At 52.8% G+C, this 12852-nt stretch carries 9 protein-coding genes; 3 read left to right on the top strand and 6 right to left on the bottom strand.

What is annotated here, in order from left to right; translation table 11 throughout:
- Positions 1-512: 512 nt before the first annotated feature.
- On the top strand, positions 513-965 hold the full coding sequence (locus J3U88_RS10735) for a hypothetical protein (protein ID WP_207858750.1): 453 nt from the start codon (positions 513-515) through the stop codon (positions 963-965).
- A 243-nt stretch (positions 966-1208) separates the two neighbouring features.
- On the opposite strand, the gene J3U88_RS10730 is transcribed toward J3U88_RS10735, so the two are convergent.
- The gene (locus J3U88_RS10730) at positions 1209-2216 is read right to left on the bottom strand and encodes an integrase core domain-containing protein (protein ID WP_341535176.1); all 1008 of its coding nucleotides are present in this window, start codon (positions 2214-2216) and stop codon (positions 1209-1211) included.
- On the opposite strand from J3U88_RS10730, the gene J3U88_RS10725 reads away from it, so the two are divergent.
- The gene (locus J3U88_RS10725; RefSeq protein ID WP_207858748.1) at positions 2099-2743 is read left to right on the top strand and encodes a hypothetical protein; all 645 of its coding nucleotides are present in this window, start codon (positions 2099-2101) and stop codon (positions 2741-2743) included. The two genes, J3U88_RS10730 and J3U88_RS10725, sit on opposite strands and share 118 nt — an antisense overlap.
- Positions 2744-4693: 1950 nt before the next feature.
- Complete coding sequence (locus J3U88_RS10720) at positions 4694-5404, top strand: JmjC domain-containing protein (protein WP_207858747.1); 711 nt, start codon at positions 4694-4696, stop codon at positions 5402-5404.
- Between the two features lie 54 nt (positions 5405-5458).
- Here the strand turns inward: J3U88_RS10720 and J3U88_RS10715 are convergent, their stop codons facing one another.
- The 5 genes from J3U88_RS10715 to J3U88_RS10695 all read right to left on the bottom strand — a co-directional run bounded on the left by J3U88_RS10715 (position 5459) and on the right by J3U88_RS10695 (position 12840).
- On the bottom strand, positions 5459-6862 hold the full coding sequence (locus J3U88_RS10715; RefSeq protein WP_207858753.1) for a glucodextranase DOMON-like domain-containing protein: 1404 nt from the start codon (positions 6860-6862) through the stop codon (positions 5459-5461).
- 158 nt (positions 6863-7020) lie between these two features.
- A complete protein-coding gene (locus tag J3U88_RS10710) occupies positions 7021-9033 on the bottom strand; it encodes a hypothetical protein (RefSeq protein ID WP_207858746.1) in 2013 nt (670 codons plus the stop codon).
- A gap of 36 nt (positions 9034-9069) precedes the next feature.
- A complete protein-coding gene (locus tag J3U88_RS10705) occupies positions 9070-9861 on the bottom strand; it encodes a glucodextranase DOMON-like domain-containing protein (protein ID WP_207858745.1) in 792 nt (263 codons plus the stop codon).
- Positions 9862-9973: 112 nt separating this feature from the next.
- Entirely contained in the window at positions 9974-10855 is an 882-nt protein-coding gene (locus tag J3U88_RS10700) for a sugar ABC transporter permease (protein ID WP_207858744.1), read from the bottom strand.
- Entirely contained in the window at positions 10852-12840 is a 1989-nt protein-coding gene (locus J3U88_RS10695; protein WP_207858743.1) for a carbohydrate ABC transporter permease, read from the bottom strand. The genes J3U88_RS10700 and J3U88_RS10695 overlap by 4 nt, the downstream gene beginning before the upstream one ends.
- Positions 12841-12852: the final 12 nt, after the last annotated feature.

Raw genomic sequence — 12852 nt, 5'->3', positions numbered from 1 at the left:
AAAAAAGCTTGGAAAAACTGGTCGAGCTCGTCTTGGAGAGAGCCTTTTAAGAAGTTGGCAAGAAAAAGGACCAAAATCGGGAAGCTGAGTTTACGGCAGCGCGTGAAAGCCGTGGGGGAAAGCCGGTACTTTTCCTTAAAGTCCTGGGAAAAAATAACTTCCTTGGTTTGCTCGAGCAAAGCAACGTTGAACGACTTCGTCTATAAGAGAAGATTTCACGCGAGACGACTTTTTGACCTTTTCTGGTTTTAAATCAGCGATTAATTAACCTCTCCTCCTGTCATAAAAACCTCATTTGAGAATAAATTTCGGTGGGCTTATCAATCAAGCCCGCCAGAGCATGTCTCATGCCGCAATTTTACCATAAATACTTAGTTACAAACAGGTTAATCTGTAATTTTCTCTCTTAACTTAACGGCATTGACCATTTGCTATGGAGTCAATTTGGAGGCAGAAAGTGAGAATAGTCATTCACAACATGCAGCGCTATGAAATTCTGGAGGTCGGCCCAATTGAACAAAAACAAAGATAAGCCGCTGGGAACTATTGGATTCTACATCTCTCTAATGACACCAACCTTAATCATTGACTATTACTTAGTAGAGCAGTATACGACATATAAAAACCAGTTCATCTATCTATTCTTTCATGATCCTCTCATCTACATCTTCCATCCGGCAAAGATAATAGTCATTGCTATTTTAGCAATGCAGATAAAGAATGGTTCCAAACTGATCATCACGGGGAGTTTTCTGGAGCTAGGCCTTGCCTACTACTTCTTTGAGATAGCTTATTCGACAGGATTTAAAACCGCCGGAACATACAAAGGAATTAACATTATTCTGAATTGCACATGGATATTAGCTTGCCTCATCCTGCATCGCCGTAAATATTTCTCAACCCCTTTAAGTTACTACAAAAATAACCTGAAAAAATTCAATCACAAACCATCAAAAAAGTCGTAGTGTCCCAAAAATATACAGGCCGCCCAATCACCCTGAATTCCCGGTCGCGCAACAAGAACCCGTAGTGTCCCAAAAATAAACACGTCGCCCAATTCCCTCGAAACTCAAGCAGTGCAACAAGAACCGACCTTCCGTTTTCTGGATATTCGCCAAAAACTTTGCCCGAGAGAGGTATTTTTTTGATGCAAAGGCTTCATTTGGGCGTACTTTGGCCTTGGATTTCGCTCCGAATCCACCCTTTTCCTAACCAGAAACGCGATCATAGAAACTGAGCAAGCCGCCCAAACGGGTTCGTCGCCGGATTCTTCCCGCTGACTTCCCCTGCTTGCCGGAGATCAGCTGGTTTCCAAGGCTTTGATGGGGACGCTCCTCATGGTAATGCGCCACATATTCACGCAAAAGGTATTCAAGTTGTCCTTTCGAGAAAATCACAAATCGGTCCAAACATTCTTCACGAATGCTTCGAATCACACGCTCCACATGTGCGTTCAGGTTGGGCGAACGGGCCGGCAATTTGACCGTGGTCACACCAGTTGCCGCCAAGGTGGCCTTAAACGTTTCGCCAAAAACCGCCGCTCGATCATGAATCAAAAACGATCCCTCTTTCAAGAAGCCATGTTCCTCGTCCGTTTCGTTGCGTGCGATTTGAACCATCCATGCCTGCGTCGGCTCGTTCACAATGCCGGCAATGTGGATTCTTCGCGTTGCCAAGTGCATCATGACCAAAACATGCACCCGCTGAATCCCCCAACCACGTGTCAGTTCCACCGTAAAGAAATCGGCGGCGACCATGCTCGACCACTGCTGCTCCAAGAAACAACGCCATGAGCGCGTGCGTTTCGGGGCCGGAGGCAAACCCGCATCTTCCAAAATCCGAGCCACGGTATTTTTTGAAAGCGTTACCCCGAGATGCTTCAGCGCCCCGACAATCCGTCGGTAACCCCAACTTGGGTTGTCTTCGGCCAAACGCCGCACCAAGGCAACCGTCTCAGGAGAATTTGCCGGCCGTCCTTGCCCCCGACGCGGTTCGGGCGTATATTTTTGATGCACCAACCTTCGATACCAACGCAAAAACGTGTCCGGGCTGTAACTCAGCGCCGCGATGCTTTGCAAAAAATCATTAGGAACGGCCCTTGCCAGGATCGCAAGCCGGCGCCGCTGCTGATCGGTCAAACGTTTATCCCTACCTTTATTTAATGAATGAATCGTTTCCCGCTGAACCTGAATCAGACAAAAAAGAAAATCAAGCACGGCCTTTTGCCGCGTTTCCACCTTCCCCAAGAAACAGGACCAACCACAAAACGTTCAGCCAGGACATTGACATCACTCACTATGTCAATAGTAAATCCAGATCACAAATGCTATATGATTACGTTCACAAAAGAATCTACCTCAACAGACACCAAAAGGAAAGCATTATAATTGAGAACCTTAAAACAAAAATAATCTCATTTATCTCCGTCTTTTTGATAACCCCTTTGATAATTAGCTGCAATCAAGAACCTTTAGCAATCCGTTTCATCAACAACACAAAAGAAAGTATACTAATCACCAAGGTCGACAAAATCCATCTACCAGGAAACTCAGTAGCCTTGAATCCGGGACAACGCAGAATTTACGCTGATGCTATATTCACACCTCCGAAGGAGATCAACATTCAATGGATTGCAAACAATGCAAAAAACACAGAAACCATAACTATAAATCAAAAAAACAATAGCCAAATAGTGCTTTCAATCTGTGTGGATGAAAACAACGTCACTGCACAATGGGAATAAACGTGTAGTGTCCAAAAATAAACAGGTTGCTCAATCACCCAAAAATCCAAGTCGCGCAACAGTAGCCGAGCTTCCCTTTGCGGAAAGATGGCCAAAAACCTGGATGAAAAGAAGGCTTTTGATATAAACGCTTTATTTCGGCGCAACTCGGCCTTGGATTTCATCCCGAATCCACCGTGCTCTTAACCTGAAACGCGGTCATAGAAACTGAGCAAGCCGCCCAAACGGGCTCGTCGCCGAATTCTCCCCTCTGACATTCCCTGCTTGCCGGAGATCAGCCGATTTTAAAGACATTGGCGGGGAAGCTCCTCACCGATGTGCGCTACATATGCACGCAAAAGTTAATCGAGTTGTCTTTTCGCCGAAAATCACTACCCAATCACGAATCAAGTAGGTGTCTTCCAGAAAACCCTCCAAGCCAGACACATGCATCAGACTGCCCTCCTCCTCTTTGGTCAAGATAATAGGGTCGAATTTCCTTCATCGCAATTAGCATTCCGGGTTCTTTTGTTTTTTGAACGAAACGCAGAAGACATTGTACACTGGTATTACAACTTAAAACCCCAAAAGGCAGACGGAGATGAAAAGGTTCTTTTTTGAGATTGACTTGCAAAGAATTGTTCCAATTTTTGGCATCGTATTGCTAACATGGCCTTTTGAGTTAATTCGAAGGCCCGATGCAACTCTCTTTTTTGTGTGGCCTTTTTTTTTAATAGGCCAACCTATGATTCTCACAAAGGGATTCAGCAGGGAGATGAGAAAAAGAAGGTCAGTTTATCTTGTAACAAATGAGACAGCACTATTTATCGGTGTTTCAGTAATGTTATGGATCCAATATGGCTTTTATGTCGGCTTTAATTGAAGAAAAGTGAGAGCCAACCTTATCCAAGAAGCCTTGGTCCGTGGCGGTTTAACAGCAGTGTATGTCGATATATCCTTATCCCTGAAAATGTTTTTCTTCCACGGCGGTGTCTCAAAATCACCGAACAATTAACTCACCCTTAAACCTAAGAAGCGCGACAACTCACGGTGATTTTGGTTAAATCTCTGTGCTGCAACAGTTTGCAAAAATGTTCAACGCGCGCAACGGGTACGGTCGTACGCGACCTCGGCCCGCTCTCCCCAGGTCGTTTCGCTCCAGACCTTTAGCGCCCCCTCCTATTTCATTGCTTCTTTGGTTTAAATCAGATCTAATTCTTAGCCCGCATTTCACCCAAGGAATTCTGCTACGAAGCCAAAAGCCATGCGATTACTTCGGTCACTCGGTCGAGCCGCCTTCGCCTCAGCTGCTTCGCCGATAGGTCGGACCCCGAATGGTCGGATCCCTGCGCCGTGGCTTGGTTGTAATCTTCGTACTCACAAGGCTTTCAACTTCTCGCGACGAATCCTTGTGAGCAGTGCGGGTTAGAATAGGTTGATTTTGGATAGAAACCTGCTCCCCATGGGCGGTTCACCCACTCCCCCACTTCTCATTCCTCGTTTCCTTGCTTAAGCGCTCCTTGCGACTGGTCGGCTGCCGCAAATTAACGAAGCCCTCGTTTTTTTTACGAAATAAACCTTGCGGGAACCCTGTCCTCTACGCCAGAATTGTCGCAATACACCATAGATTCGGGTCCCAAATAGGCACAAGTGACCCATTTTCACTTTATGGTTTTGAGGCCCTTGGGCCATTGAGACGCATGATCGTTTGTCCCAACGCTTAAGCTGAATCAAAGCGAGCAATGCCCAGTCAAGCACCCAACCACCGCGCGGGCGGGTGTTTGCAGCCCGAGCCATTACCGGTCGGGCCGAGACCGTGAGTTCAGCCGCAACATCTGTATTAAAACGTGATCTCTATGCCCTATACGCCTCTTCCCTGCCGCTTACCGGCGGTTTCTTCCCGCACCTTTCCGGTCCAGGCTTCAGCAGAGCCCGTCGAAGGTGCCGCATCTTTCCGGTGGAGGTTTTTCCATGTCAACCCAAGTTACTGTCAATCGTTTTAGCGCCATGGTGGCGCCAACCGAGCTGGACGCCTTTCTCAATGACGTCTGGCCTTATCAATCCCACTTTTCCCAAGCGGTCGAACCACCCATGCAAGAGCTGATGACCCTGCCCGGCTTGCAAAGCATCGAAGGCTTGGTCGCGATTCCCCGCCGCGCCAAATGCCGGATTCACTACACCCACGAAAAAGGGCGTAACCCGGAGACCAACGTCCCCCACGATGAAATGGTCCGTGCGTTCAATGCTTCGCAGGCGACGATTTATGTGCAGCAACTGCAGGAGCCGACGATTCGCGCCTGGTGCCAGGACGTGGATGCGGCCCTCAAGATCACCCCGGGAACCGCGCGGGTCAATGCCTTCACATCACCTCCGGGCCGCGGTTTGGGCTGGCACTGGGACGATCACGAGATTTTTATCATTCAGGTACGCGGCACCAAACGCTGGTACCTGGCCCCGGAAGATTGGCCGCGTGGCAAAGGTTTGACCGCGGAGGGGGACGACCTGATTCTCACCCATGAAAACGGTGAACAGGCGCGGCGCGACATTGGGGAATGCCGTATTTTTGACTTAACCCCCGGCTCGGTGCTGTTTGTGCCCAGCGACGTGTGGCACACCACCGAAACCAAGGAAGAATCCCTGCACTTGGTGATGAATGTGGGTCGCAATGTTCCGATGAACTAAATGGTTAGGGGCCGGGCCGACCTAAGCCGGCCGGTCCCCCACCCTTTTGATTTTTTAGAGATCGGCGAGGATCTTTTTGCGTAAGTTGTTGTATTCGTCTTGGTCAATCAGGCCCTCGTCCAACAACTGCTTGAGTTCGCGCAAGCGTTCGGCCACGGAACGCGCCGGCTTTTCTTCTTCACCCGATTGGCTGTCCAAGAGGCGATCCACCTGGGTCTTGGGTTTTTCGGTGTCCTTCACAACGTGGTCGGAACGGGTATGCGGCGTTTTATCACCGGTAATCACGGGCTTAATGGGTTGCGGGGCCGGTGGCTTAATATTTTGTTTGACGACGTCGGAACGGGTGATGACGGGTTTGCCGGCGCCGCGTTCCGCTTGTTGGCTTTGGTTTTCACGGGTCTCGCGGGTCGGCGCCTCACCTGCCATGCGGTTGGCCACGGCGACCCGTTCTTTAACATGCAAGCTGATGGTTTCCCTTGCCGGCGTTGCGAGATAAGCGGCGGTCAGGCTTTGGTTCCAAGGGACCAGGGGTAAGGCGGGCAAAGCGGCGAACTGCTTTTCGTTGACATCGAAACTCGAAAGCATGCGCTTTTGGAAATCGACGGTGGGGTAAAGCACGTCCACGATGGGTGGCTGCTCGATGTCGGCGTCCAGTTCCAGGCCGAACTGTTCAATGGCGCGACCGCGGGCAAGGGGCATAATCATCAAACCGCCGGCGATGCCGTCGTAACCCATGAAACTCCAGTCCAAACGTTGCTCGGGATCGGCACCGCTGACAACGACGAGGTACCGCCAATCCGGTTGGGCTTTGCCGCCCAGGAAGAGGTTGGGTACCAGAAACTCAATCGAATTGCCGCGCACGCGGATGCGGCGAGGGAAGAAAAATTCGTTGTCGAGCAATTGCTCAACCTCGCCTTTGAGGGCGCGCGCGGCCTCGCGACTGAGGTTGCCGCTACGGCGACGCTCTTGTTTGCGGCGCGCTTTTAGCAGGTAATCTTTGAGCAGGGAACGTGCCTCGGGCGGGCGTGGGGTCAGGCAAATGGTTTTTTCCCAACGGGTATGGTCATGCAATTGAATGCGGCGACCGGGAAGCGTGGTCGCGCTGCCGGAGTTGGGCACGCCGTCGGTGTCGATGTAAATGTCGACGTTGAGGTTAAAGAAATCATGGCGCAGGAAGTTGCTCAGCGGTTCCGGCGAATCGCGCGAGGTGCGGTTGCCGACGGTACGCACTTTGTTGGCAAAGACGACGCGAAACAGGGTGCCCTTGCGGTCGGCACGCGCCTCAAAACGCACCAGGTCGAGATCGCCCTTGGCGAAATCGGCGTTGGCGGGGTAAAGAATCCCGCCGCTTCCGAAGTCGTCCCCGCGGGGATCGTTCACGGAAAAAAGCACATCTTTGGCGAACAATCCGCCGGCGGCAACCGACAACAAGCAAAAAAACAAAGCGAAACGCAGCATGCAACCACCTGAACTGTCTAATCTGTAATCTGTTAGCGGCAGTTTACCCCAGACCCGTCAAAAAGAGGTGAGACAAAACACGCCTGGAGAAAAACCCTCTCCAATCGAGGGGGGTCGATCAAAGAGGGTTTTCCGGGGGGGGTTCCAAGACACAAAGCTTAGAATTGGACCTTCATGAAGGCTTTCATGCGGTAGTGGTCGAAATCAACGGATGCGGTTGAGATCGGTACATGCACATGAGGCACATCGATTTGCGGGCTCGTGGGTGTGAACTCAACCACTTGGCCGTTTTCGCCGCGGTAGAAACGGGGATCGTAGTTGCCGTCAATCCACTGGGCGTTAAGGCCGAACTCCATACCGGACAAGAAGTACTTGAGGACAACAGCCACTTTGTCGCGCTCGTGGTCACCGGTCATGTAGTTGATCCAACCGAACTCGGGTTCCCAGGACTCCATCCACGCGGGGGTGACGTCGAGGGTGCCGTCGAACAGGTCAACCTCGTAACGCTCGAGCCATAGCTCGACGTAGAGGTCCTCGGTGGCTTGGGTGCCCAAGCTCAAGGACATGGTGGTGTAGTCGGCCTCGCGGTCGTCGTAGTTAACGCTGTCCACGGTGCTGATGCGGTAGGCGTCAGCCAAGAATTGCGCGTCGGTGACGCGTTTGTCCTCGTCGTCGATGGTTTTGTACTTGAACTTCAGTTCCAAACCTTCGCCGACATCAAAGATGTAGCTGCCTTTCACCAACATGATGGTGGTTTCTTTTTCCTGGTATGGCGAGAAAGGTGAGCGCCAGTCGCCGCCGACACCCCAGGAACGGACACCGTCCATGGTGGGGTACAAGCAAGGCTCGCCGCCGCAGTTCTGCCAGTTGGAGTTGTAGTCGACGTAGGTGTATTCGGCTTCCATTTCCAACTCACCGATGGACCACTTGGGCACAATGGTGAAACCCTTCCAGCCAACCACGGATTCAGCCATGGACTCGTCGAAGTCGGTGAAATCGTTGTCGGCCATGATGGACACAACCTGGTGGGCGTGACTGTCCCAACCACCGTAACCGATGCCGGCGCGGGAACTGCCGCGTCCGTTGGAACCAAGGTTGTAGTCGGGACGGCTCCAACCCCAGGCGCCGTCGTGACCCTCGGTCAGCAAGACGTCGGATTCGCGGCGGGCGGCCATGACGGATTGGTAACCGGCACCAAAGTCGAAGTATTCGATGTTGATGGTCACGGTGTCGAACAGATCGTTGAGATCGAGGTTCAACTTCATCGCGGTGTCGCTTTCGTCGTCGATCAGCGTGGGGGTGAAGCGAACGAAGTTGACGGAACCGTCGTCGTTGTTGGCGAAGGTGGTGGCAAAGTCGGAAGCATAGTAGGCACCGGCGAAGTCGACGGTGTCGTTGGGCGACCAGTTAAACTTCACACCCAAAACGGCGTTGCGGTAGCGCTGGGTCAGGTCGACGCCGTCGCGGTTGTCGATGTCCTGAACGTCGATTTCTTCATCACGGATGTACTGGGCAATCCCGGTGATGTTGAAGTTGCTGCCGGAATCGTAGTTGAGTTGCAATGCATAAGCGGCGTCCATCTGGTGCAGGTCGCCGGTAGAAAAGCCGGGACCGGCGTACAGCTTGGGCAAGCTCACGCGGGCGAAGTCCCAGCGGAACTTTTTCTCCTCGGGTTCGGAACCCTGCAGCAGAATGCCGCTGACGTTGTCGCGGTCGATGTAGCGGATTTTACCAATGGTGAAGGCGTCGAACTGGCCCCAGTCGTTGGAGCCAATGACGGCTGAGTCAAACCAGCGGTAGCCGGGCGTGACGCGAACATAAGCGCCGCGAAACTTCATGTACTGCGCGGCACGGGGTTCGTTTTCATCGTCGGCGAAACCGCCGCCGTTGGTCCAAAAGTTACGGTCGAAACGGGCCTTAAGACGGCCACCAATTTCAATTTGACGAGAGACTTTGGAGCGAAACATCAACTCGAATTCGGTACCTTGACCTTGGTCGCCGTTCCCGAACTCGGCGTTGTTATAAAGCGCGTCGTTGACACGGCGGTTGCCGTCCAAAAACTTGGTGTAAATGTTGCCAAAAAACTCAATACCCTTGTTGTCTTGGGCATGGCAAAGCGGCGCCGCGAGTACGACGATCAAAAAAACATAAAAAAGCCGGCGTCCATTCATGAACCTACTCCTTGCTGTTCGAAAAAAAAGAGGGAATTACTTCGCGCGCACCATGGTCAGAACGGCCTGTTTGCCGTTGCCTTCCTCGTCACACGCGTACTTGAGCATGTCGTACTGCGCCTGCTTCTCGCTGTCTTCACCTTTGCCGGCGCCGGCGAGAATGTCGGCCACGTGGGGATCACAATCGCCGTCGTTGCCGCCGCCAAAACGGTGCTGACCTTCAAACTCGTTGACCTTGCGGGTCAGGAGGTCGGTTTTGCCGGGGAAACCTTCGTTGGACTGAACCACAACTTGGTAACCCCAGGTGGTGGGATCGCCTTCGCCGAGGTCCTTGAGCTTTACGGAACCGCTGATGGACTTACCTTTGCCGTTGGTGCGGGTGGGCACCACAATGTCGCCGATGATGTCGGCGGCTTTCTCTTTGGCCTCGGAGGTAACGCGGGATTTGGATTGGGGTGAAAGAATCACCACCTTATCCCAAGCGCTGTCCTTTGCAAAAGTCACGTTGGTACCGGGCACGCCTTGGGTGTGGCCGCCTTCCTTGGTGTCGATGAAGATGAACACCATTTGCACGGAGAAACCGGTGCCCATGCCCCAAGGATCGTCCAATTTCTGGGCGACGCTGACTTCAAAATCGACTTTTTTGCCCTTGGCTTTGACGGTCAATTCGGTGAGGTCAAAGGAACCGGGACGGTACACGGCGTCGGTGGGATAGATATAACCGCCGGGACCGTCGTCGTCGCCGGAAGGATCTTTAAAGGTGACTTCGCCGGCCGTCGCCAGGCTGCATAGGCCTGCAAGCAACAGACCAAACCATTGATTTTTCATAGTCTTGATTCTCCTATCGTTGGGTCGTCCCGGCCGGTTGGGTCGCAAAAGGGCCGGGTTGTGGTGACGGTTCGCAACCGCCGTTCGGCAAAAACAAAATCGCGGGTACGAACTACCCTTTGACGCTGCCCGCCGTGAGTCCCGATACCAAATACTTTTGGGTGTACATAAACAGCAGCACCACCGGCACCGACACAATGATTGATCCGGCGGCGAAACTTCCCCATTGGGTGGCGTGTTCACCGACGAAAAACTTGAGCCCCACGGGGGCGGTGTACATTTTTTCTTCCTCCATCAGGAGCGAAGCGATGATGAATTCGTTCCACCCTGCCATGAATGAAAACAGGGCGGTAACTGAGATTGCAGGTTTAGCCAGCGGAAGGATGATTCGGAAAAAAATGACGGTGCGCGAGGCGCCGTCCATAATGGCCGATTCCTCAATTTCGATGGGAATCGTATCGAAGTACCCCTTGAGCATCCAGACACAGAATGGGATGGCAATGGTCGCGTAAACCAAAATCAAACCCCAGTAGGTATTGCCGAGGTTGAGCCACTGAACCACAATAATGTACAGCGGCACCATCATCAAGGTACCTGGAAACATTTGAGATACAAGAAAAGACATCAATCCGGCACGTTGACCGGGAAACTTGAAACGAGAGAAAGCGTAAGCGGCGGTGCAACTCAAAAACACGCCGAGGATGGTGGTCAACAAAGCCACAATGGCGGAGTTGCCCATCCAAATCAGAAAGTTCTGCTCCGTAACCACGTCAATGAAGTTTTTCAAGCTGACGGTTTCGGGAAAGGGAAGAACCGCACGCACCCGATCCAGGGTGGTGGGGTCCTCGGGCAGCAGCGAAATCGCGAGGGATTGCTTGCCGCTGAAGGCGATGGTGAACACCCACAACAAGGGGTAAATGGTCATCAAGGTGAACGCGATGAGCACGATGTGAATCAACACCGGGGAACTTTCGTCTTTGATCTTCTGGCTCATGAGTTGCTCTCCATAGCTCGGCTTACTTTGGTCTGGAAGACCCCATAAATCAGCAGGATCATGAAAATCACGGTTGAATAGGCGGCGGAATAACCGTAGCGATAGTCTTGGAAGGCGAGTTTGTAGGCTTTGGTAATTAAAATCTCGTTGGAGCCGCCTGGCTGACCACCACTCACCAGGTAAATGACGTTAAACATGTTGAAGGTCCATACGACGGACAGGATAATCGCGGGAATTAAGGTGGGTTTCAGCGAAGGTAAGGTAATGTAGCGGAACTGTTGCCAGCGGTTGGCACCGTCGAGGCGGGCGGCCTCGTACATGTCGGCGCTGATCGATTGCAAACCGCCCAAACAGATGACCATCATGAACGGAAAACTGAGCCAACCGTTGACGGTAATCCCGGTGAGAAAGGAGGTAAACACGGAATCGAACCAAGCGATGGGTTCCAAGCCTAAGATGCCCAGTGTGTGGTTGATCGGTCCGAATTCCCGGTTAAACATGCCTTTCCAAATCAAGGCGGTTACGTAGCTGGGAACGGCCCAAGGCAGGATCAGGAGGCCGCGGTAGACGGCCTTGAACTTGAGGTTTTTGTTGTTCAGCAACAGGGCAAGGACGAGACCGACGCTCACGCCGATGGTGACGTTCACGACGGTCCAGGCCACGGTAATGAACAAGGTCCAGTAGAAGTTTTCGTAGTTAAACGACCAACCCGCTTCGGTGGTTTGAATGAGGTTGAAGTCGCCGATGATTTCAATGTAGTTGCTGAGACCGGCCCAAATATCGAGCAAGGGTTTTTCGGTGTTGTACAGCGTTTGGTCGGTGAAACTCAGCGCGATGCCGTAGCTGAAGGGAAAAAACACCAGCACCAACATACCGATCATGGCAGGCAGGGTGTAAACGTAGGCCTCGCGGTAGTCGACGATGGTGCGCCACAAGCGCGCGGCCCCACCCAACCCGAAAAACACAAGCAGGGCGACGGCCAACAACGAACAGGCAAAAAAGGCCATGCCCAGTCGGTTGGCGACGGAGTCTTGGGCGGTGCCGACACCGATGTACAGTTCGCCGTCAAAGCTGATGAAGCGCAACGGCTGCCGGAATTCGTTAACGTCCCAATCGTTGCTAAACCCAATTTGGTAGTCCAGGTTGAATTCAGCGGCGCCTTCCTCGGCGGAAGTACGGGTCGCGGTGTAGAGTTCGGCCAGTTCTTGTTGGAAGCGTACGTTTTCTTGCCCGAGGTCTATTAAATAATAGTTACCAAAGCCGAGCAGGCCGAAGATGAGGAGCAGTACGGCGGTGGTCATGGAACTCCACACCACGGATTCGGGGTGTTCGAGCTTCACTACACGACCGAGGATCAAGCTTCCGAAGAAAAACAAAAGGGCGGGCACCAGGGCCAGAACCAGGACGGGCTGGAAGGCGGGATCCTTGGTTTGGATGGTCGGGGAAATTTCGAGTTGGACGAAACCGGCGGCCTTGTCCGGGCTTTTGGCGGTAAACCAAGGAACAGCGACCCGCAAGCGACCGTTGGCGAGTTCACCGCCCATGACCTCGGGCTCGCGGGGGTTGCCTTCCTCGCGATTGGTGTCGACGTTGGCGCGCAGCAATTGACCCATGTCGTAGATTGCTTTTTCGCTGCGCTTCAACCGCCGCGGCGGGGTGCCGTTTTCCAGGTCGTCGCTAAAGCTGGAAGCGAGGAGGCGCGCGCCGGAGAGGCGCATGACGCGAACGGCGTCGATGTCCTGATGGCGTTGTTGCCAGAACTGAATAAGGGCGCCGGGCGTTTGCTTGTCCTTTTCAGTGCGGCTCTGCTCGGCGTGAACGAGGTCGGCGAGGGCCATGGCGCGGATGGTGCCTTGCCGCATCCGGGTTTCGGCGACTTTCTCGCGCAGGGCGCCCTCGGCGAACCAATAGCCTAAAAAAGCTGAGATCAGTCCGCCGACAAAAAGCCCGAGCGTAACGCGAATGATGTTGTGGGAAATATGCATGAAAAACCCCAG

Origin of the sequence: Acanthopleuribacter pedis (assembly GCF_017377855.1) — a bacterium.
GTDB lineage: Bacteria > Acidobacteriota > Holophagae > Acanthopleuribacterales > Acanthopleuribacteraceae > Acanthopleuribacter > Acanthopleuribacter pedis.
Note: the sequence above shows the minus strand (reverse complement) of the source record. Positions and strands in the feature narration are given on the sequence as shown.

Excerpts from the sequence above, each read along its gene's own strand:
- J3U88_RS10720 (WP_207858747.1), top strand. The coding sequence starts at position 4,694 with ATGTCAACCCAAGTTACTGTCAATCGTTTTAGCGCCATGGTGGCGCCA.
- J3U88_RS10715 (WP_207858753.1), bottom strand. The coding sequence starts at position 6,862 with ATGCTGCGTTTCGCTTTGTTTTTTTGCTTGTTGTCGGTTGCCGCCGGC.
- J3U88_RS10710 (WP_207858746.1), bottom strand. The coding sequence starts at position 9,033 with ATGAATGGACGCCGGCTTTTTTATGTTTTTTTGATCGTCGTACTCGCG.
- J3U88_RS10705 (WP_207858745.1), bottom strand. The coding sequence starts at position 9,861 with ATGAAAAATCAATGGTTTGGTCTGTTGCTTGCAGGCCTATGCAGCCTG.
- J3U88_RS10700 (WP_207858744.1), bottom strand. The coding sequence starts at position 10,855 with ATGAGCCAGAAGATCAAAGACGAAAGTTCCCCGGTGTTGATTCACATC.
- J3U88_RS10695 (WP_207858743.1), bottom strand. The coding sequence starts at position 12,840 with ATGCATATTTCCCACAACATCATTCGCGTTACGCTCGGGCTTTTTGTC.